Annotated in this window: 21 protein-coding genes; 6 read left to right on the forward strand and 15 right to left on the reverse strand. The window is 48.7% G+C overall.

From position 1 onward, the window contains the following. Nucleotides 1-43: 43 nt before the first annotated feature. The gene (gene mutL / locus K2Y22_06880) at nucleotides 44-1,846 is read right to left on the reverse strand and encodes a DNA mismatch repair endonuclease MutL (GenBank protein ID MBX9878169.1); all 1,803 of its coding nucleotides are present in this window, start codon (nucleotides 1,844-1,846) and stop codon (nucleotides 44-46) included. 45 nt (nucleotides 1,847-1,891) lie between these two features. After that, nucleotides 1,892-2,365 (reverse strand): nucleoside deaminase, encoded by a 474-nt coding sequence (locus tag K2Y22_06885; protein ID MBX9878170.1) that lies wholly within the window; start codon nucleotides 2,363-2,365, stop codon nucleotides 1,892-1,894. An 89-nt stretch (nucleotides 2,366-2,454) separates the two neighbouring features. On the opposite strand from K2Y22_06885, the gene K2Y22_06890 reads away from it, so the two are divergent. Next, nucleotides 2,455-3,426, forward strand: a complete 972-nt coding sequence (locus K2Y22_06890) for a hypothetical protein (GenBank protein MBX9878171.1) — start codon at nucleotides 2,455-2,457, stop codon at nucleotides 3,424-3,426. Here K2Y22_06890 and K2Y22_06895 read toward each other — a convergent pair. The 7 genes from K2Y22_06895 to K2Y22_06925 all read right to left on the reverse strand — a co-directional run bounded on the left by K2Y22_06895 (nucleotide 3,381) and on the right by K2Y22_06925 (nucleotide 10,456). Continuing rightward, entirely contained in the window at nucleotides 3,381-4,289 is a 909-nt protein-coding gene (locus K2Y22_06895; protein ID MBX9878172.1) for an arginase family protein, read from the reverse strand. The two genes, K2Y22_06890 and K2Y22_06895, sit on opposite strands and share 46 nt — an antisense overlap. 200 nt (nucleotides 4,290-4,489) lie before the next feature. After that, nucleotides 4,490-5,581, reverse strand: coding sequence for an alpha/beta hydrolase (locus K2Y22_06900; protein MBX9878173.1), 1,092 nt, complete (start codon nucleotides 5,579-5,581; stop codon nucleotides 4,490-4,492). Nucleotides 5,582-5,609: 28 nt separating this feature from the next. Further along, nucleotides 5,610-6,932, reverse strand: a complete 1,323-nt coding sequence (locus tag K2Y22_06905; protein MBX9878174.1) for an FAD-binding oxidoreductase — start codon at nucleotides 6,930-6,932, stop codon at nucleotides 5,610-5,612. Next, nucleotides 6,910-7,944, reverse strand: a complete 1,035-nt coding sequence (locus K2Y22_06910; GenBank protein ID MBX9878175.1) for a S41 family peptidase — start codon at nucleotides 7,942-7,944, stop codon at nucleotides 6,910-6,912. The genes K2Y22_06905 and K2Y22_06910 overlap by 23 nt, the downstream gene beginning before the upstream one ends. Before the next feature lie 339 nt (nucleotides 7,945-8,283). Continuing rightward, nucleotides 8,284-9,072, reverse strand: coding sequence for a 2,3,4,5-tetrahydropyridine-2,6-dicarboxylate N-succinyltransferase (locus K2Y22_06915; GenBank protein ID MBX9878176.1), 789 nt, complete (start codon nucleotides 9,070-9,072; stop codon nucleotides 8,284-8,286). Beyond that, nucleotides 9,069-10,265 carry an amidohydrolase gene (locus K2Y22_06920; GenBank protein MBX9878177.1) on the reverse strand — a complete coding sequence of 399 codons (1,197 nt, stop codon included), beginning with the start codon at nucleotides 10,263-10,265 and terminating at the stop codon, nucleotides 9,069-9,071. The genes K2Y22_06915 and K2Y22_06920 overlap by 4 nt, the downstream gene beginning before the upstream one ends. Nucleotides 10,266-10,270: 5 nt before the next feature. Continuing rightward, nucleotides 10,271-10,456, reverse strand: a complete 186-nt coding sequence (locus tag K2Y22_06925) for a hypothetical protein (GenBank protein ID MBX9878178.1) — start codon at nucleotides 10,454-10,456, stop codon at nucleotides 10,271-10,273. 110 nt (nucleotides 10,457-10,566) lie between these two features. Here K2Y22_06925 and K2Y22_06930 point away from each other — a divergent pair, with 110 nt between their 5' ends. Beyond that, a complete protein-coding gene (locus tag K2Y22_06930; protein MBX9878179.1) occupies nucleotides 10,567-11,181 on the forward strand; it encodes a CYTH domain-containing protein in 615 nt (204 codons plus the stop codon). A gap of 161 nt (nucleotides 11,182-11,342) precedes the next feature. On the opposite strand, the gene K2Y22_06935 is transcribed toward K2Y22_06930, so the two are convergent. Then, nucleotides 11,343-11,957 carry an N-formylglutamate amidohydrolase gene (locus K2Y22_06935; protein MBX9878180.1) on the reverse strand — a complete coding sequence of 205 codons (615 nt, stop codon included), beginning with the start codon at nucleotides 11,955-11,957 and terminating at the stop codon, nucleotides 11,343-11,345. Between the two features lie 262 nt (nucleotides 11,958-12,219). Here K2Y22_06935 and K2Y22_06940 point away from each other — a divergent pair, with 262 nt between their 5' ends. Then, entirely contained in the window at nucleotides 12,220-13,308 is a 1,089-nt protein-coding gene (locus K2Y22_06940) for a Xaa-Pro peptidase family protein (GenBank protein MBX9878181.1), read from the forward strand. A 190-nt stretch (nucleotides 13,309-13,498) separates the two neighbouring features. Here K2Y22_06940 and K2Y22_06945 read toward each other — a convergent pair whose 3' ends face one another. From K2Y22_06945 to K2Y22_06965, 5 genes are all read right to left on the reverse strand, one after another. Further along, on the reverse strand, nucleotides 13,499-14,458 hold the full coding sequence (locus K2Y22_06945; protein ID MBX9878182.1) for an aminoglycoside phosphotransferase family protein: 960 nt from the start codon (nucleotides 14,456-14,458) through the stop codon (nucleotides 13,499-13,501). A gap of 2 nt (nucleotides 14,459-14,460) precedes the next feature. After that, nucleotides 14,461-14,958: an ATP-binding protein gene (locus tag K2Y22_06950; protein ID MBX9878183.1), complete on the reverse strand. Its 498-nt coding sequence runs from the start codon at nucleotides 14,956-14,958 to the stop codon at nucleotides 14,461-14,463. 38 nt (nucleotides 14,959-14,996) lie between these two features. Then, a complete protein-coding gene (locus K2Y22_06955) occupies nucleotides 14,997-15,305 on the reverse strand; it encodes a hypothetical protein (protein ID MBX9878184.1) in 309 nt (102 codons plus the stop codon). Nucleotides 15,306-15,393: 88 nt separating this feature from the next. Continuing rightward, on the reverse strand, nucleotides 15,394-16,728 hold the full coding sequence (locus tag K2Y22_06960; protein ID MBX9878185.1) for a dihydroorotase: 1,335 nt from the start codon (nucleotides 16,726-16,728) through the stop codon (nucleotides 15,394-15,396). Between the two features lie 4 nt (nucleotides 16,729-16,732). Next, nucleotides 16,733-17,728: an aspartate carbamoyltransferase catalytic subunit gene (locus K2Y22_06965; GenBank protein MBX9878186.1), complete on the reverse strand. Its 996-nt coding sequence runs from the start codon at nucleotides 17,726-17,728 to the stop codon at nucleotides 16,733-16,735. Nucleotides 17,729-17,885: 157 nt separating this feature from the next. On the opposite strand from K2Y22_06965, the gene K2Y22_06970 reads away from it, so the two are divergent. From K2Y22_06970 to K2Y22_06980, 3 genes are read left to right on the forward strand one after another with little or no spacing between them, the layout of a single operon-like run. After that, nucleotides 17,886-18,056, forward strand: coding sequence for a hypothetical protein (locus K2Y22_06970; protein ID MBX9878187.1), 171 nt, complete (start codon nucleotides 17,886-17,888; stop codon nucleotides 18,054-18,056). Continuing rightward, nucleotides 18,053-19,435 (forward strand): UDP-N-acetylmuramoyl-tripeptide--D-alanyl-D-alanine ligase, encoded by a 1,383-nt coding sequence (locus tag K2Y22_06975; GenBank protein ID MBX9878188.1) that lies wholly within the window; start codon nucleotides 18,053-18,055, stop codon nucleotides 19,433-19,435. The genes K2Y22_06970 and K2Y22_06975 overlap by 4 nt, the downstream gene beginning before the upstream one ends. Next, entirely contained in the window at nucleotides 19,432-21,012 is a 1,581-nt protein-coding gene (locus K2Y22_06980) for a hypothetical protein (protein ID MBX9878189.1), read from the forward strand. Before K2Y22_06975 ends, K2Y22_06980 begins: the two co-directional genes overlap by 4 nt. The last annotated feature ends 5 nt before the right edge of the window (nucleotides 21,013-21,017 follow it).

The following is a 21,017-nucleotide window of genomic DNA, read 5'->3' on the forward strand; positions in this document are numbered from 1 at the left end:
CAATTGAAAACGGGCGGTGGTGACGTCGCCCGTTTTTCTTTGGTTACGGATGGAAGAGTTGGAAGAGTTTTTCCATGGACAATTTCAAGCGGATGGGGCGGCCGTGGGGGCAGGTGTCGTTTCTTGGGGTTTTGTCCCAAGCGGAGAGCAAGTCGATGATGTCGGATTGATTTAGTTGCATGCCGTTTTTGATCGCGCTCTGGCAGGCAATTGATTTGGTGGCTTCAAGGCGTGGGTCCAAGTTGCCGTCGGTGAGTGTGCCGTCGACTCTCAAGCTTTCGATGACGGCTTGAATTGTTTCGCGGCGGTTTGTTTGTGGGAGAGTCGCCGGTAGTTGAGTGCAGGCGGCGGAGTTGCCTTTTACTTCGAAGGTGAAGCCTAGTGACTCAAGTAGTTCGGCGTTTTCGCAAATCCACGCAAATTGTTCTCTGCTTAGATCTAGCGGTAATGGTAACGCCAGCTTCTGAATATTATCAGTTCTAGTGTCGTTGGTCTTCTGCGCAGCGAGAAGGCGCTCGTACAAAACACGCTCGTGGGCGATGTGTTGTTCGACTATCTCCAGTCCTTCGTTTGTTTCAAGAAGGAAGTAAGTATTTTGCAAATAGCCGAGTAAACGCCAGTCTGGTGGCAAGGTGGCAGGGGGCTCTGTTCTTGGCGCGGTTGCCGTGCCTGCGCTGTGTGCGACAGTTGCGGTGGATCTGGCTGCGGGCGGAACATACGCCAACCTGTCGGAAAGGTTCAATTGTTGCGGTGCCGAGTAGTCAAACGTCGCGACTGGCTCTGCTATTGTGAGCGCAGCGGCAATGTCTTGGTTGGGCGCATTGAATGCAGCGTAACTTGGTCTTTCAGATCCCTGGAAGATGCTGCTGATTGATTCTTTGATGGCGCGGTAGATCGACAGATAGATATCGTTGGCTTTGGTGTATTTGATTTCTTTCTTTGTCGGGTGGACGTTGATGTCCATCTCGGCTGGATCAATCGTGACAAATATCGCGGCTAACGGATATCTTCCGCGCGGAATCAAATCATTGTAGGCATTGTCTAATGCTTTGAGTGTCAATGGGCAGCGAACTGGTCTGTTGTTGACGATGGAGATGATGCCTTTGCGATCTCCGCGAAAATGTTTTGGTCTGGCGATAAAGCCCTTAACGCTAGTTCCATTTAAGCTGTTTGTAGCATCGACTTTTATAAGTTCTTCTTGTCCGGCGAAGAATTTGCTTTCGACTAGTGCTTGTTGCAGTTGACCCGAACCGGCTGTTCGCATTACTACTTCGCCGTCGTTAATCAAGCTGAATGCGACATTGTTGTAGGCAATAGCCAATGCTTGAACAGTGTCAAATATATGCGCGAATTCTGTTGCTGGTTTGCGCAAGAATTTCAGTCTTGCCGGTACGTTGTAGAAAAGATCAAATACTTCGATGACTGAGCCTTTTGCGCAGCCTGTTTCTACAGCTTTGACTTGACCTTCAGACGCTTCGACTTTTGTGCCGACTTCAACGTCTGCTGTGCGTGTTGTGCAAATCATGCGTGAGACTGAGGCGATGCTTGGAAGCGCTTCGCCACGGAAACCCATTGTTTTCAATGACCAAAGATCATCTGCGGATTTTAGCTTTGATGTTGCGTGCCTGTGAAATGCCAGTACCGCATCTTCCGGTGACATGCCACTGCCGTCGTCTGCGACGCGGATGTCGCGGCAGCCGGATGAAATGGCGATTTCGATCATGGTAGAGCCGGCATCGATTGCGTTTTCCACCAATTCTTTGACGACGGAAGACGGACGTTCGACTACTTCACCAGCAGCGATCTGGCTTGCTACGTGATCTGGTAGCACTTGGACTTTAGGCATGGACCAATATTAGCATCGAGACGCCACGCAAAATTCTCTTGATATCTATTGTCTAATTGCTTTTGGCTTTAGGCGGAAGAAATCGACAATGATTTGTTTGCACTCATCTTCGAGTACGCCGCAGGTAAGTTGCGGAATGGGATAGATGCGCCCTTCGACGAATAAGTTGAAGACTGTGCCGCATGCGCCGGAGGCGGGATCGTAAGCGCCGAATACGACGCGGTCGACGCGTGCTTGAATCAGTGCTTCGGCGCACATTGGGCATGGTTCTAACGTTGTGTAGACGGTGCATCCTTTAAGACGCCATGTGCCGAGTAGTTTTGCAGCTTCGCGTATCGCTATTATTTCGGCGTGGGCGGTGGGGTCTTGTGCCGTTTCGCGTTCGTTGTGACCGCGGGAGATGATGCGGCCTTCGTGCACAATCACGGCGCCGATGGGCACGTCGATACCCGCGAGTTTCGCCTCGGCGAGGGATTCGAGGATCCACTTTTTGTCGGTGTCGAGCGAGTTGGATGACATGGAGGTAAGTATACACGTCCTGCATTGCTCGCTATGGTAAAGTAGACGCGTTTATTTGACTTGTGCGCCGGGAGTGGTGGGGAATTGGTATGAAGACGAAGAGCTTGTTGCTATCGGGAATCCTGGCTGTCTTGAGTGTCTCTATGATTGCAGAGACGTGGGCGGGTGACTTGCATGCGAAGGTTGCGACTACCGCTGCGCCGAAGACGAAGGCGCTGGTTGATCTCGATAACGAATTTATCAAAGTGTTCGCGGCTACTAAGAAAGAATGGCTGGCACATTCCGAGCCGTTTATATTCATCATGGATGGAAAAGCCATCTTGCACAGAGGTGGCAAGAAGGAAGAAGTTACCTTCATCACGCCGGAATTTGATTTGGTAAAAACCACAGACCATGCGATGTTGGGTGTTTTTGCAGTACTGAACAGACGCACAGACAAAGAATTAGACGAACACACAATTGCAAGCCTCGTAGATCTAAAAAAGGCGATGGTAAAGGCTGAGCCGGAAATAAGCACATACGAATTACCCGCCAGCACTATTGATAGACAACGAATGATTCTGCACAAAGGAATCGCATTTATAGACAGTGTCCTTGCGAAGAAGAAAGTAAGCACCGCTGAACTCAAGGCCTTTTGTCGTTCAATGGCGCCGGCGGTGCTGGCTAATGCCGACGATGCGGAGTCATTTGAGTTGCACAATCTTGATGCGCAAGTGATGAGGTGGAGAAATCAAATGTCGGCTGACGAGTGGAATCGTCTACATGTGGTTGTTGCCGATTCGCACATGGCTCGTATTGATGACAGATACATGCAATACTTCCTCTTCTTGCTTAAAGAAAAGGAAGAAGGCAAGCGCGTTATCTTCTGTGAAAACGCCAAGGGGGAAGAAGATTGCTTGAAGCTTCTAACTTCGCACATCACAGATGAACTTGCATCCGAATACTTTTTCAATGACCCGATGCGCATGCACCGCGATTTTCTCGCTGATGGTGCGACGTTGTACCTAAAGCGTCATTACAAATACTTCTTGGTTACGCCCAAATCCAAAGCAAAGCGATAACCAATTAGCTTGTAAATCAGTTTGGCAACAAGAATGCTTGGAGCGCGCAGTCCTTCCAGTGGGACAAATTCCACAATGTCTGCCGCAACAACATTTTTGCGAACACACAAATGCTTGATGATTTCCATCAGTGTGTACCAACTCATGCCGCCTGGTTCGGGATACTTGGTCGCCGGCATTAAGGCTGAGTCCAAGGCGCCCACGTCTATGGTTAGGTAAACATTATCCGACAGTGAGCCAAGAATTTCGTTGATATTCCATTTATCTTGATGGCGAGCCCAGAATATATTGATGTCCGGCTCTTTCTTTTCCATCCATTCGGCTTCATCGGCGTTCAAATTTCTGATGCCGACTTGCGTCATGTTTGGAGTCGGAAGCATTTTGTAGAGGTTGTAGCCCACGGAATCCAACTTGAATGGAGTGCCGTTTTTCGGAACGGTCAAATCCGGACGGGCATCAATCTGCAATATGGATAAGTCTTTGTGCTGTTTGATACAAGCGGCTACTGAAGCCAAACTTACAGAGTGTTCGCCACCTAAGATGATTGGGAATTTGTTTTTCTTGATCAATCCGGAGACGGTTTCGGTCAATGGTTCAAAAGGTTTTTTTGTTTCTTCGGTTGGTGCTTCAAGGCTAACAGGAGCTAAAGTCTCGATTCCAATTTTGCCCGGCTCGACCCAGAGTTCTTCATCGAAAAGTTCTAAATCTTGGCTGGCATCGAGAATCGCTTGCGGACCAGCGGCGCTGTTGTTGTCTTGATCCGGCGCACGATCAAATGGAACAGGCACAATGGTGACCTTTGCCTTGTCCCCATCGGTGTATTCTTCCGGCAAGTTGAAGTAACGTTTTTCTGGCTCTTGCATTATCAGTTACATGCTGGGGAAATCCTTGTTGTTCTTATACCACCAAATGGAGTACTTGACCTGGGTGATAATGGGTTTTCAGAGGTGTTAAGAGTGATACTATAATAAATAGTAGAACTTAGAAAAAACATAAGGGCGCATGCAATGCGCCCCTACACATAAGGTTACGTATGCGTTTCGTCACGCACGACGAAGAAACGTTACCACAAATGCGGGCGCTTCACGATGTAGTGGGGTGACTCGCCGCCACGTACTTCTTCGCAGATCGACCGGTTGTGAATGAAGCCGGGATGCACACCCAACTTGTTCTTCGACGGCTTGCCCATCAACTCGCGGAGAATGAGCGCGATGGTGCGCATTCTCAACATGTGGCCGAGAATTCCATGATCGTTCTCCGTGTCATCAACGAATGTGATGCCGGGAATGATAGGTGGATTCTTGGCTTGTCCAAGTCGTGGGTGATTGTTGTCTACGCCGAATTCGCGGAAGAGTTCCGAGAGGCGTAGGGGCAAGTCCCGTTCGGACACAAGGACAAACACGTGATGAGCACTGGCGCGCAGTGCGTCGACATAGCAATTGAGAAATTCATGCGTATCAAGGTCTGGAGAAACCAGCCAGATCGAGTGAAGTTTTTCAGGCTTGCCGAGCGATCTGTTGTAGCGATTGAGCAACTTCTGCAGCAACATGGGCGCGCCAAGGCTGTGAGTCACTACCATCACTTTGTCAGCGCCACCGGCAGCTGCAATGTCGAGATCCAATTGCGCATCCGATGCGGGCACAGAAGCGGCATTGTTGGACATGTCCGACACATAGGCTGTAAACAGCGGCTTGCCGTGTGACGGCCAGCTCATTTCGGAGACAGCAACGCCGAGTTCGTGCACACCTTCGGAAAGTGCGAGCGCGTGCATGAAACCATTTAACGAGGAAGTGTCAAAGCCGTGGATGAAGTTTGCCACCATGTCCAAGCCATTTTCATGCATGTACGTGGATAGGCTTGCCACATAGTTGGCGCTGCCTGAAAGCATTGTTGGCTGCCAAACGCCGGGGGCTTGTAGTCCCAGGATGTGCTTGGCGAACCAAGGATATTTGCAGAAGTGCAATTCCATTTCGGTCAGTTGTCTGCCTGTAGACACTGTGCCATCAAAGTGGAAGAAGTGTGTGAGATCTTTTGCCGGTTCGCGCAAGAAGAAATCATTTCGTGCCGAATTTGGATAACGCTTGAGAGGGTCAGGCTGCGCCCCTGCCACCATTAGACGATTGGTAGCTACGTGAATTCTTGCTCTGTGTAGCATATGGGATACCTCGGGTTGGAAAGGCGGATTACGGAAGCGCATCCCATAGAGCCAGGGCCGCAAATGCTGCGTTATGAACAAACTTGCTTGCAAAACTATGAGTCGGTACTCTGCTCAAAACTTGACCTGCCAACGACAAGCGCCGTTTGTGGCTGAAGAGCGAATGAAGTTCCGATTCTTGTTGATCAATCAACTCCAATACGGCTTGCCCGAGCATCAATGCTGAGGGAATGCCGTCAGTTACTGCTGTTATCAGAGTGTTGTTGTTTGCAAGTTGCCTGGATGCCAACACGGGCATTCCGTCAAACGGAACCGTGAGACTCGCGCGCCAAGCATGTTCAATGGGGGGTAAAGCAATTGCGTGATGCTCATGCGCCCATGCATATAATTTGCGAATTTGACTGTCGTCGGGTGCAAGCGCCGTGTTAGGGATGAATCCCGGAGCGTCCATGCCACCGACAAGAATGCGATTGTCGGGCAGATAACGCCCGTAGTGATAGAGCTGCAGTGAGTCCCAGAAGTTAATGCACCCCTGGGACAAGTTTGTATTTTCAACCGGCTTGGTCACAAAGATGTGACCGTTAGCCGGAATGAGTAGGCGGCGAAAACGTTCGAGTTCTTTTGAGCCGGAAGTTTTCATGCCCTGACTGCAGATTAGATTGTCAGAGACGACCTCATGCGCGCCGCAGCGCACAACAAAGTTTTTGCCGTTAAATTCCCATGACACAACGGGTGAGTTTTCGAAGACTTCTCCACCATTTGACTTTACTTGTCCGGCAAGCGCGAATAGCAGTTTCACCGGATGTACAGCATGTTCGTTTCCCATTTGAAACGCAGAACTAAAGCCTGTAAGTTGGCTTGGGATCTGCTGCTTTTCAAGAAACTGCGCGGATGAATCGAATTCGTTGAGAGTCTCAACTTCTTCAACAAAGCTCTTTCTGTGACGTGGCTTTGCGCCAAGGCAAAGTGAATTACCGCTTTGCCAGTCACAATCTTTGCCGAGCGATTGCTGGTGCATTTTCAATAAATCAACCAGTTGATTGGCAATGAGTTTTGCATTATCGCAGCCGAATGCTGCTTCGAGAATGCTCAACTCGACAGTTGTATCTTTGGAAAGAATTCCCGCGCACCAGCCGGTGCTGCCTTCGCCAAGTTGTGATGTGTCGAGGACGACAACACTTTTGCCTGCGAGCGCCAAGCGAAAAGCGGCAGCAAGTCCAGTTATGCCGCCGCCTATAATTGCAGTGTGGCACCGCTTATTTTCGCTCAGTTGTGTAGCGAGAAATGGTCGGTCAATGCGCCAGGCAGGAGCAATTGACCAACTCTGGTTAGTTGAATTTTTTGAATGCATATTTGCTCCTCAGGTATTTGACCGCTGCTTCCTTTGCGCTTTCTTTGGGCTGCAACACGACGTCTGGAGTTAGTCCTGCTTTGTGAAGGCACTTGCCGGAGACGGGCAAAGTCCAATCCGCAAATGTGTAGCGAAGTGATGTGTCGAAGGAGAGATTTTTGAACTCCTGCGCAACACCTTTTCCAAACGTCTGCTGACCAATAAGCGCGGCGCGTTTGTGTTCTTGCAGGCAGCCGGCAAGCATTTCAGATGCAGATGCCGTGTCGTCATCTACGAGAATGACAATTGGCAGGTGCTTCGCAATTGCCGGTTCGTGGCGCTCAGTGAGTCGGCCTGAATCCACTGATGAGTAGAATTCTTTGCCGATCTTCAAGGGCACGAGTTTGCGTTCAGTATTGGATTCTTGCGTTGCCATCGTGACAAACGCGCCTTCTTCCAGAAAGAAAGACGTTGCGTGAAGGGCTTCGTCAATGTAACCGCCGCGGTTGTCGCGCAAGTCGAGAACCAACGCTTTGGCGCTGTGCAGTTTCTGCAAGGCGGCGTAGACTTCTTTGGCGGTATTTCGTGAATTGAAGTTGTCGATTTCGATGTAACCGATTTCATCGGTAAGCATCTCGGAAGCGACAATGCCAGTCTTTTTGCTGTCAGCTGCTTTGTCGCTTGTATCTTTTCCGTCGAGGAAGAAAGAATACGGGTCTTTCAATGAGCCAACCATCTCCTTGATGGCAGATTCGGTTTCTGAAAGCGATGTAAGCTTACCGTCATACTTGTGCTGCCAACGTGACCAGTCGCCCATGTTTTCCCTGAAGAAATATTTGTTCTGCAGGGTTTGCCATGTTTGCTGGTACATGTCCTCATAAGTCTTCCGGTTAAGCGGGTTGTCTTGGTTGATGACCGCCGAAGCGTCTTGCAATTCAAGAGCGGAGCCACCATATTCCGCGAAGCAGGAATTTGGCAGGACGAACAGAAATAGCGCCATCAAGATGGCGAGGAAAGATTTATGAGGGCTCATGATGGACCTGCCTTGCCGTAGGCAATTGATATTTGTGAGTCGTTTTCGAGAGTCGGCAAAAAACCCACTGACTTGTTTTGTCAGTGAATGTTTCGGATTCCTAGGTGCTGCGTGCTTTGTGCTTTAGATATCTATTTCAATGTGAAATGGAATTTGAACTTATAAGGCACCTTAGCGAAAAGAACTTTCAATAAGCAATGCAATATCAATAGACATAGTTAGTCAGGCGCTGAAACAGCGGACCAGCCTGAGTATTTGTGATTCGGCCAGCTCGCGATAACTCTTAGCAACAGGGCGCATGCAATGCGCCCCTACGCCTCGGACCTGACAAAGGGTGAATTAACGAAGAGATTCTTCCAATGCAACCTTTGCGCTAACTGACGGATCGCGTCTCTTGATAATCATTGGTGTTTGCAAAACGATTTCGGTTTTGTTGACTGTTTTCTTACGTCCACCAGGAACAACAACAGCATTCTTCGGAACACGACCATAAAATTCTTCGCCTGTTTCAACATCAATAATTGGTGTGCCGGCTGTAATGATCGTCCCTGCAGCAATGACGGCATTCTCTTCGACTAAACAGCCTTCATAAATCCCGCAGCTGCCGCCGATGAATGCGTTGTCTTCGATGATTACCGGTTGTCCATTAGGTGGCTCAAGAACGCCGCCGATGATTGTGCCTGCGCCTAAGTGGACGTTTTTTCCGATGCGTGCGCATGAGCCGACGAGCACGAGCGAGTCCACCATCGAGCCGCTGTCGACGTAGCCGCCGATGTTGATGAAGCTTGGTGCCATGATGATTACGCCTGGCGCGACGTACGAGCCGTATCTTGCTGATGCATAAGGCACGACGCGGTTGTTGTCTGCCCAGTTGTGTTTCAAGGCGATTTTGTCTTGGAATTTTCCGTCTTCGATTTTCTCAATCGGTCTTAGACGGAAGTAGAGAAGAATGGCTTTTTTCACCCAGGCGTTGACTTGCCATTTGCCGTCGACTTTGTCCACGATGGTCAAGCGTCCTGCATCAAGTGCGGCAATTACTTCCTCAATTGTTTTGAGGGCATTGTCGGGAAGTTTTGATTCGTTAAACCAGGTCTCGATTTGAGCGGCAATGGTATCAGTTGGACTCATTTGATCTCCTTGGTGGCGAGCAGGCGCGCTGTTGTTTCGGCAAGAATTGCTGAGCCGATGTAGAGTCCTGATTCGTCAATGTCAAAAGTTGGGCTATGGTGTTGGCGTCTGTCGCCTTTTATTTCTCCACCGAGAAACATAAATGCGCCGGGCGCTTCTTCTGCGAGCAGTGAGAAGTCCTCAGCCCAAGTCTTAGGTGGAATGTCGAGGACGTTTTCAGCGCCGATGAGGTCGATGGCCGCTTTGCGCATGACGGCGGCAACCTCAGCGTTGTTGACTGTGGCCGGATAGCCTAATTCCCATTCGAGTTTGTAATCGCCGCCGAAGTTGCGAGCAAGCGAACAGGCTTTTTCCAATTCTTCCATTAGTTTGGCGCGTGTTGTTTTGTTGAAGCTGCGCAGAGTGCCGAGCAACTCAACATAATCGGAAATAACATTGCCTCTGACAGATGAGCTTTTCACGGAGCCAACTGTGACGATGGCTGGGTCTAGTGCTGAGACTTTGCGCGAGACTATTTGTTGTATTGCCTGAATAACTAGAGACGATAAGTAAACCGAATCGATTGTTGTTTCAGGATAAGCACCGTGTCCACCTTTGCCGGTGATTGTTATTTTGAACACATCAGCTGCTGCCATTGTCGGCCCTGTTAGTATGCCGACTTTGCCTGCTTCAAGTGACGAGTCCATGTGCAGACCAATTACAGCAGACACGCCTTTCATGGCGCCATCTTCGATCATGCGCGTCGCGCCTGATTTTCCTTCGCTGTCGGAAAATTCTTCAGCAGGTTGCATGAGGATGCGCACGCAACCGTCGAGTTTTGCTTTGGCGAGTAATTCAGCTGTGGTGAGAACACACGATACGTGTGCGTCATGCCCGCAGGCGTGCATGACATTGGCATTTTTTGACTGATATGGATGGGCATTCGTTTCTTGTATCGGCAAGCCGTCCATGTCCGCACGCACAGCAACTGTGTAGCCGGAGCCGATATTAGCTACGACACCCATCTTGCCGACACCCGTTTTAACGTCATAGCCGAATGATTTCAATTTTTCGGCTGCGAGCTTTGCTGTTTCTTTTTCTTGAAAGCTCAGCTCTGGGTGTTGGTGAATGTGCCTGCGCAAATTGACAATGTCAGATTGCTTTTGTTTGGCTTCGGCAAGAAATGATATGAATGATGTGGAAATAGGTTGCATTGTTGTTAACTGTAGAAATTCGGTTTGCTTCCTGGGACGCCCGGCTTGAATGTGGCAAGTGCCTCTTCCATCAAGCGACCGGCGATTTTCAATATTGCAATTGCCAGTGCCTCGGTTTGTTCCGGGGTGAATGTGGCGCCTGTTTCTTCAACGGCTCTTTGGACCATTTGTTCAGCTTCAGACTTCAGCATAAACGCCTCCTGCGACAACGACCTCTTGAGTTTAGCGCAAAAACAAGTTTGTTCACAGTAAGGACATAATTTTGTTGACAACGATATACTTATTTCCAGGAGACAGGGATATGCCGGAAGCGACAAAACAACCACTGCTTGAGGTCGAACGCAAGTTTCGAATTACCAACGCTCAGGCGTCGGCGTTGCCGGAAAAGCTTTTGTCCTTTGGTTTTCAGGCCAATGGTGAAACCGTCATGAAGGACACTTTTCTTCCGACCGAAAATCCGTCAGATATGTTGCGCGTGCGTGAAGAAGACACTGTGAAGCCGGATGGTAGCGTCGAACAACGCATCGTGCTTACAGCGAAACGTTGGAAGATATTTGCCGACGGCAGCAAAGAGCGTGAGGAGCAAGAAGATGTAATTGCGCCTTTGACGCGCGATAGTTTTATCAGGCTTGGCGAGTCTTTAGCTGGCGGGAAGTTGCTTACATTTACGAAGAAACGGATTCTTTACGATGGACGACTTGGTGAATTTGACGCCGTCGTATCCATCGACTTCGCGGAAGGCTTAGGGGAATACTCGGGCTACTACACCGAAATCGAAGTACTTGTTGCATCAGACCGCAACTTATCCGACGTGCGCGACCAAATTCTGGCGCACGCAACACGTCTACTCGGCGCGGACGCGGAGATGGAAACAAAGTCGTACATGGACATGCTGCGTCTTGCGGGGCGTGGGTAAAACACAACGAACGCAGGTCTCCTGAAATGTAGGGGCGCATTGCATGCGCCCGTTTTTGTAGACTACTATGGGAAGTAGTGGGTGGGCTCAAAATTTTTTGGCGTGAGATTCTTTGAAAAGGGCGCATGCAATGCGCCCTTTTCAAATTTGAATGACTAGGTCTATAGTCGTCCTCTCCTGTTCATAGGCGCGACGTCGATGATGAATCGCGCCAGTACGCGTGCCACTTTTTCCCACTCGTCCGTCAACTGCGAGTTGATTTCCAACTGCACTGCCGGAATTTCGTGTCCTTCGGCGACGTAGCGTGTAATCGTTGCCGCGTGGCGTGCTGAGTATCCGAAAGACGGATTTACCAGCACACGATCGGCGAGTTGAAGCAAGCGTCCTCGCAGGGTTTCTACGAGGAATTCGTGACCGGCAACAGACTTCCCATCGTTTGTCCCGATGACAAAGTCAAACGGGCGCGATGGATGCAGTTGGTGCAAGTCAATCACAAGGTGAATATCGCTTGCTTCGATTACCGTGCTCAGCGCGTCCTTAAACGGACAATCGCCGAGCGTCAACGGACAGGTGATGTCGTAATTCGGGTCATGCTCTTGTACGCCGTTTGTAATAAGTGCGTGACAGTTGAATTTCTGCGACAAGTAACGCGCGATGAGTCCCGTCTTAGGCTCGGCGAATTTTGGTTGTCCGTCGCGTTTGTGCTCCTCGGCGTGCGGAGCAGTGATAAGTATTTTCCTGCGTCCTGGCAGGTATATATGCGAAGTATTGTTCATGGTAAAACTCCTCGCTCCGCAACCTGCGGCTCGTTTGTGTAATCACTGTTTTTGAAAAGGCTTCTCTGGTTTTGTTTTGACTATTTGTTGCGAATAAAATCTACTGATTTAACCTAACAAAATTAGGCTGTAGATCCCAAGCGTGATGAGTCTTTTCCTGCGTATTTCTTATGCGCTAGTTGCGCTAACGTGTTTGTCATGTGGTGTTAACTAAGAATTGCGCGCGTATAATAAACAAACTCCTAAGATACGAAGAGAAACCATGAACGCAAGATTGAAAAAGCTGCAGCAAGTTCTCAGCAAAGAAAAACTAGATGGACTTTTAGTTCGCACCTTCGAGGGCGACAATCACAACGTCCTTTACTTGAGCGGCTTCAGCGGAACAACCGCTGTCCTGCTCGTCACGCGCAAGAAGGCGTACATCATTACCGATGCGCGCTACTTCGCCAGAGCCAAAGAAGAAGCCCCTGATTTCAAACTTGTCAAAGTGCAGCGCGGCAACAAAGTGTCTGACCATATCAATGAAGCCCTGTCACTGGCGGGCTTGTCGAAATCAAGCAAGGTCGGCTTTGAGGCAGGAACAATCTCCGTGCATGTGGGCAAGGTGTGGGACAAGGACATCAAAGCGAAGCTGGTGCCGACTGTCCACATGATCGAACGCATGCGCCAATTCAAAGACGAAGACGAAATCGCCCAATTGCGCAAAGCTTGCCGCATTACAAGCAAAGTCTACAAAGAAGTGGTACCACTTATTAAGCCTGGCATGACGGAAAACGAATTGGGATTCGAAATAGACATGCGCCTGCGTCAACACGGCGCAATTAACAACAGCTTCCCGAGTATCATCGCCAGCGGTCCAAACTCCGCCGTACCGCACCATGCGACAGGTGATCGCAAGTTGAAGGCTGGTGAGCCGGTGATTATGGACTTCGGTGGATTATTCCCAGGTGGATATTGTTCGGATATTACGCGCACGGCGTTTGTCCCAGGCAAGAAGCCCCATCCGAAGATGGTGGAGATTTACAAGATCGTTCTTGAGGCTAACAAGGCTGCCCTTAAAGAGTTGACCGTCGGTATGATGTGGCGTGACTACGATAAGGTTGCGCGGGATTATATAGCGGACCTTGGATACGGCGAGTATTTCATTCACGGACTTGGACATAGTCTGGGATTGTTAGTGCACGATCCGTACAACTACGAGAAAGATCCGTTTGAAGTCGGTACTGTTATTACAGACGAACCGGGAATCTACATCGAAGGATTTGGCGGCGTACGTATCGAAGACGACGTCGTGGTAACAGCCAACGGCGCGGAAGTGCTAACCAAGGCCGCCCCTTACTGGCAGTTTTAGGAACGAAGCTGCGTTTTGTCATTCTGGCCCTTTTTACTTTGTCATTTCGACCGAAGGCGCGCGGAAGCGCGCCGGAGTGGAGAAATCTGCCGCGACGAACTGTAGTTCCTATCGTAAGACTTCGGTCAGCTATTGGAAGATTTCTTTACGCGCGTCGCTTACAGCGCGACGCTTGGTCGAAATGACAAAATCAGAGGCGCATCCCCAAAATCTCATCCACGACCTTCGGGATGAGCTCGTCGACATGTCCGACTGTTGTGCCGACGATGCCCATGGTTCTGCGCTTCTTCAACCAGAAGAGGAACAAGATTCGTGAAAGCGCGTGACACGCTGGTAGTGCGTCGTCGATGTCGGCGCGGGCGCGGCCGGATTCTTGGCTGTACGAGTCTAAGACGACATCGGCAAATTCGACGAATGTCCCGTTTTTTACATGCGGCATAGTCAATGTGGCAAGATCCATCGTCGGCACGCCGAGGAATGTGAACCACGACCAGTCGATGATGAATAGCTTGTTGTGGCGGATGATCAAATTCTCCGCATACAAGTCACCATGCACCAGCGAAATCGGCTCACCTTTTAACTTGTCGGATAATACAAAAGACATTTCTTGAAATATCTTTTCCTGCTCAGGCTCGATCAGCTTCCATTGACGCAGCTGCTGAGCTAAGCGACTGACAAAGGAAACATAGTCCAAAGGAAACAACGTCGGCAAGATATTGAATCCCATCAACTCATCAATGCGATAGCTGTACGCACGATGTATCTTCGCCAGATCAGACCCGATGCGTTCGGCAAGCTCAGTTGTGCCACCCTTGCCGATGAGAGTCTCCTCGCCGAGATCCTCCAGAAACATCGCCGTTAAATCACCGACGTGCGCGGTCATGTACAGTTGCGACGAGTTAGTAATTGACGGAATAAGAATGCGCTCGTGCAATTCCTGCTCGATGTCCCACGGTGGCAAGACAAGTTTGTAGATAAGCGTCGACGGCAAACTGTCGGCAATTTCCAATCGTTCAACAAGCGACAAGTCACGATGACGTAGCAACTGACGCTTCGCAATTGTCACCGGCTTGCCATAAAACTCGGACAGCCAGCTAAGCAACTGGCTATCGGGAACAGGCGTAATTAAATTCAGCGATTTATCTTCCACGGTTAGTAGTCTTGCGGATGGAAGATGCGAAAGTCATTTTCGTCTTTGCCCGGTCGAATAATTACCAACTTGCCTTCGTCTCTTTTCGGACGACCGGAACGACTTAACTCAATAAACATGTTGGCAACAATATCTTCCGAGACAGTTCTGTTGCGAGCTTTGTTGCGTTCAAGGCAGACATCCAGCGGTACATCCAAAAGCCAAAGTTGAACGTCTTTGTAGCCGGCTTTGGCGGCTCGCTCCAAAATTGGTCTGCGGTGTTTGAAATTCAAATTTGTATTGTCAATAACCACATCGACATTACGCGTTAATGCTTCATCGAGGCGTTTAAAGAATATTGTGAAAACTTTCTGCGGATCGCCCTGCTCGGCTTCATCACCATACAACTCTTTGCGGATGGAGTCGGCGTTTAAGCACTCATAACCACGCCCAACAAGCTTCTGGGCTAGGGTTGTTTTCCCGGAGCCGGGGATGCCAACAAGAAGTACGATTCGGTTCACAGGTCGGGTCTCCCTCTACCAACATTGTACGACGCGATCTAGTGCTTGCGCTCTTCCAAATACGACATGAACCACACAAAAAATATCGGCGGCGTCATAGCTAAATATGTGAAACCGAGAATGAGCCGCACAGTTCGCATTTGTGAAGTAATGAGATCTGCCGAAACATCAAGCCAAGGGTTTAGATAAAAAAGAAATCCGGCGGACGCAAGATACAAACCCGTCAGCAGAAAAGACAAACGCGTCCAAAATTGCGTGACTCGGTAATACCAAATGAATTGCCAGATGTAGCAAAATCCCCAGGCAAAAATTGCCAGACCATAATGCTGATAACGTGAGAGCGACATATGCAACTGCAACGGGAAAGCAGAAATTGCAACTGCCAAGATGGGACCAAGCAGAACAAAAACATTTTGCTTGAGAAAACGCTGCATGTTATTTAGTGGCAGTTTGTAGTTTGCCGGAAATGCGTGGAGAAAGATTCAACTCGTCCTGATAAGCAACTTTACCTTGCGCAACCGTGAGCAAGACTTTGCCGGTCATGTTGCGTAAGTGGAATGGAGAATTGCTGCTTTTCGACATGCCTTTACCGCTGTCATACTGCCAGGACAATTCCGGATCGATAAGCGTGAAGTCTGCTTGCTCGCCTGGTTTGATCATGTACGGTGATATCCCGATGATCGTTGATGGTTTGTCGGTAAACAAAGAAATAAATTGTAGCGGCGTCAACTTATTTGTCTTGACTAATTTCTCGAGAGTCAAAGGCAGCGCTGTTTCTAAACCAATGACACCGAATGGAGCTTTATCAAATGGCAATGACTTCTCCAGCTTTGTATGCGGAGCGTGATCTGTTGCAATTGCATCAAGCGTTCCATTTACTAGTGCTTCAACTAGTGCCGTTTGATCAGCTTCCGTGCGCAAAGGCGGGTTCATCTTGAAAGAAGTATCGTATTCTTTGATGTCGTCGGCCGACAGAGTTAAGTGATGCGGTGTCGTGTCGGCTGTTACTTTCAGTCCTTGCTTTTTCGCTTGAGCAATCAAGTCAACGGATATCGCAGTGGAAATATGTCCGAAGTGTAACGTGCCACCTGTCTGTCTAACAACTTCAATCTCGCGAGCGACACAAGCGGCTTCCGAGGCATAAGGAATTCCAGGTAAACCCAACGCAGTAGCTTGCGGCCCTTCGTGCATACAGCCGCCTGCTGTCAAATCGTGATCTTCTGCATGACTAATTATTGTACGGCCGGCTAATTTGGCGTGCTCAAATGCGCGACGTAAAACACCCAAATTACTGACGGGCATGCCGTCATCGGAAAACGCTTGTACACCCATGCGTGCCAAATCAACCATTGGCGTTAATTCTTCACCCGCCATACCTTTAGTAACGGTGGCAACGGGATAAACTTTCACGCAAGCTTGCTCTTCGATTTTCTTCAGCAACAAAGTCAAAATAGGCGCGCTGTCAATTGGTGGATCAGTATTGGCCATTGCCAAAACTTTAGTGTAGCCACCGGCAGCAGCAGATTTTGTCCCTGTGTGAATATCTTCTTTGTCCGACTGTCCAAGATCGCGTAAGTGCGTATGAATATCAACGAAGCCAGGTGTCAACCAAAGATTTTTGCCATCGATTTGGCAGTCGCCATCCTCGACTTTCAAGTTGGTGCCGTATCCAGCTATCAAGCCATCCTTGATGCGGACATCCATCACTTCTTGCTTTTTGTTGACGGGATCAATTACCAGAACCGACTTGATGAAAAGACTTTGTTGCATGTGGCTAGTTCCCATTTAGCAGTAAGTAAAAGACGGCCATGCGAATGGCAACACCATTTTTCACTTGAGTTTCAATCAAAGACAAATTCGGATCATCAGCCAGGTCGCTTGTGATTTCAATGCCGCGATTGAGCGGCCCTGGATGCATGACTTTTACTTTTGGTTTGGCGAGAGATAAGCATTTGTGGTCAATACGATAGAGCTTTTTATACTCACCGATGCTTGCCAGCAAGCCCTGCTTCTGTCTTTCCAATTGCAGGCGCAGAGCCATAATGAAGTCAGCATTCTTAATTGCCGGTTCAAGTTCATAGTGAACTTTCACGCCCAACTTATCCAGTCCGGCTGGTATTAAAGTCGCTGGTCCGGCAATGTGCACTTCGGCACCGAATTTTTGTAAAAGCCAAATGTTGGAACGGGCAACGCGGCTATGTGTGATGTCGCCGACGATGGCAACTTTAGCTCCTTTGAGTGAACCCAAAACTTCAAGCATAGTGAAAGCATCGAGTAATCCCTGTGTCGGATGTCCATTCCAGCCGTCGCCGGCGTTCACAAAATGCAGTTGGTCGCCTAACTGTTGCGCGAGCTGATGACACGATCCGGATGAACTATGTCTTTGCACAATGCAGTCAATGTCCATTGAGGCAAGTGTGTGTGCTGTATCCAAAATGGTTTCACCCTTGGAGACAGACGAGCTGCCCACGTCGAAGTTGAGCACGGTTGCGCCGAGCGACTTCGCCGCCAACTCAAAGCTCGAACGCGTGCGGGTGGAATTCTCGTAAAAGACATTGGCGATAGTCTTTCCAGCAAGCACATCCATCGGTGGCAAGTGCTGGCTGCGGAATTTCTTGAACTCGGCAGCCAATGCCATAGCACAATCAATTTCGGCATTGGTCAAGTCTTTGGTGTCCAGCAAATGCCTGCGAGCTTGCCAGCATTTACGACCGTCCAGGTGTTTGGACAGCAAGTCTTCAACGCGAGTCGTTTGATTTGAGTGAGGCATATGCGCTTTCATCCGTATCTCTGCCATTTTCGCATAAAGAAACCACCTTAAATACGCTTAAGAGTGTTAAGTTTCTGGTTGCCAACATGAAACAAGTCATATAACATTTTGCCTGGTGATCTACGTATGAGCTTGGCGTGCAACGGGGGATTTTCCAATGTCTAGCGATAACGCCCAGGTATCCAGTAAGACCAGCTACGCTTCTCGCCTTTTTGATCGGGTAATGACCGAGCGTAAAAAAGAAGCCGAGAAAAACCCACTAGGTGAAGTCGGCAAGTTTGCTCAAAGTCAAACTTCAAAAGAGCCGGCAGGAGCTCCGCAGAATTGACCGCCAAATTCGGCATTGACGAAATTCTAGAAATCACGAAAGGCCGGTTGGCTCAAGGGCTCTCTCCAGACCCCGACAAGCTAGCCGGCATTTCTACGGATACGCGCAACTTAGGCGGCGGACAGTGGTATCTCGCTCTTTCCGGCGAACGCTTCGACGGTCACGACTTTCTAGGCGACGCGTACTCGGCAGGCGCAACGGGCGCCATCGTCGCCAATCGACAGCATTACTCAATCGGCAACGAGCAATTTCCCCTCATCGCAGTCGATGACACGTTGCTCGCCTACCACGCACTGGCCAACGAATGGCGAAGGCGCGTCAATCCGAAAGTCGTGGCGATTACCGGCTCGTCTGGTAAGACCACAACCAAGGAAATGGTCGCTGCGGTTTTTGGAACCAACTTACTAACTCACAAATCACAAGCAAACGAGAATAACGAGATAGGTCTGGCGAAGACCATTCTTTCCATGCCAGCGGAAACGCAAGTGTTGGTATTGGAATTAGCTATGCGCGGACTTGGCGAAATTGATCTTTTGGCACGGACGTCTGAACCGGATGTCGGCATCATCGTCAATGTCGGCTCCGCTCACTTGGGTCGTTTGCAGACTCTGGAAAATATCATTCGCGCTAAGTGTGAGCTTTTGGAAAATCTTGATCCGTCGACGTGTGTTGCTATTTTGGGACATGATGACGCTGGACTGCTTGCGCGCGCTAAGCAAGTCTTTAGAGGCAAGACAATTGTTTGCCGGAGTGAGTCGGTAAAAGAAGTTGCCGTTGATGAAGAAGGTACTTTATTCGAAGTTGACGAGGCAACGCTGGCGAATGTTCAATTTGCTGTTCGCGCACATGGACAATCGCACTTGCAAGACGCCTGGTGTGCAGTACTTGCCGGCTCAGTTTGTGGACTATCCGCCGAGCAAATTGTAAAAGGCTTGGGCGAGTACATGCCTGTTGCCGGTCGTGGAAATCGTCTCATTGGCTTTGCCGGATCACTAATTATCGACGAAACATACAACGCGAATCCTGACTCCGTTATGGTGGCGGTGAATGCCTTCCTCAACAAGCAAGCTTATTCTCAAGAAAGTAAATATGTAGTATTAGGTGAACTTGCAGAACTTGGCGACACATGCAATGACCTTCACCAACAACTGGGCAAGTGGCTTAAAAACAAAGATCTCAAAGCACTAGTTACTATAGGCAAAGTCGCTCGCCACATAGCCGAAGGCGCGCAAGGCGCATCTTTTGAAGTTGTCCCATGCGCAGATCAATTAGAAGCAGAAGTGTTATTGAAGAAGCGTCTAGGTAAGGACTCGGCTGTATTAATTAAGGCATCGCACAGCGCCCGGTTGGATAAACTTGTGTCATCATTGAGTAAGTGAGTCGGCAAGAAAGAGCTTTTTGGTATTTATTGACTGGCGCAATTGCGACTGCCGTATTGGCATGTATTCCATTCCTGCCATGGCAGAACTCGATTGAGTGGGATCCTTGGAATGTGAATCAGAATATGAGGTTCCTTCCAGTATTGTGTTTTCCTTTGGCGATTATTTTGGTGAGTTTGCTTAGACTAAGGTTAGTCAAAGCAAACTCACTGGAGTTTGTCATAGTCTCATTTGTTTGCTATCAGGTTCTGACTTTTACTGGGTTATTGTGTGTGCTGTTTGGAGTGGAACCATTTATATGGGTTGCGGCTCGTGGTGCTTCACTGGGAATGTCGAGCGTAAGTTTCGTTTTTCAAGTTCTAGCGCTAATATGGGCTGTCGCTGTTGTGGCTGCCATAAGTGCGGTGAATAAGTGGAAATTTCCTCCTACTACTGGCAAGCGTCGATTTATAGCTTTATGTGCAGTGACATTTTTGTTAGGTCTGGTATTCAATTTCATATGGTTTGTCCTTCCGCCATATGAGGAAATCAACGATTATTTTGGAAATATGGCCGACTGGCACATTATGCAAAATTATGAATATGCGAAAACCAAGGCAGGCTTTAAGAATAGTGGACCAGATTCGCCAAATTATGTAAATCAATGCATGTCCATGATGTGGGTGACTAATAGGCTTGCTTATAGAGAACCAAGCAAAATTGCAGAGGTAAGGACAATAGGCAAAATAGCTCTGGAGAAGTGTACGAAGCCTGCAGACAGAGAAAAAATTTACGATACACTCTCCTACTGTGATAGAGAAAATGCTCTTGAATATAGAGCCAAACAATTGACTGTTTTGGAAGGTCTTGGAAAAGAAAAGGACTGGGCGAGGGCTTGTTGCCTAGAACAGATTGGGGAACTGCAAGTCCCTCTTAACAGGAGTAAAGCTATTGAATACTTTACGAAAGCGGCAGATTTACGAAAGCAAATTGGGAAGCAGCCCGAATCAGTACTGTGGACTGCTGGACTGGCATTCAAAAGAAATGGTAATTATGAGGAGGCAGAGAAATATTTCACAAGATTGAGCTTGGTTCCACTGAATGAGCATAATCGCGGAATCAAGCGGTATGGCAATCTTAATTTAGCAGAGTGTTTCTATAGGAAAGGGAAAATCGCTAGTGCCAGTCCTTATATGGAAAAGTATTTTGAAGAAAACGATTTTTATGATTCAGATTCAAATAACATTTTAGAAATGGCGCATAACCCGGCTATCGTCAATTCGTGGCCTAGGATAGGTCGGCTGAGAGTAGCTAAAACAATGGTGTACAGAGATCGTTTTCAGCAAGCCTATCCATTGTTTTTGCAACTTTATTCCACTGCGCCGAACAACCAATTAGGAGAAGTCGAAAGACACATATGCGCCGAAGGAATTGGTTTAAGTCTATACGGCTTGGGTAGATTATCTGAGGCAATTCCGTACTTTAAGGAAGCTGAAGCTACAATGCCTAAATCGAGACAGACAAGTCCATATTCAGAGTTCTCGGACTTTTTGCAAACTTATGCCGAATTGAAGCGAAAGGTTAAGTCAAGCAATTGATTGAG

It is taken from the genome of Candidatus Obscuribacterales bacterium, assembly GCA_019744775.1.
In the GTDB taxonomy this organism is placed as follows: domain Bacteria; phylum Cyanobacteriota; class Vampirovibrionia; order Obscuribacterales; family Obscuribacteraceae; genus SBAT01.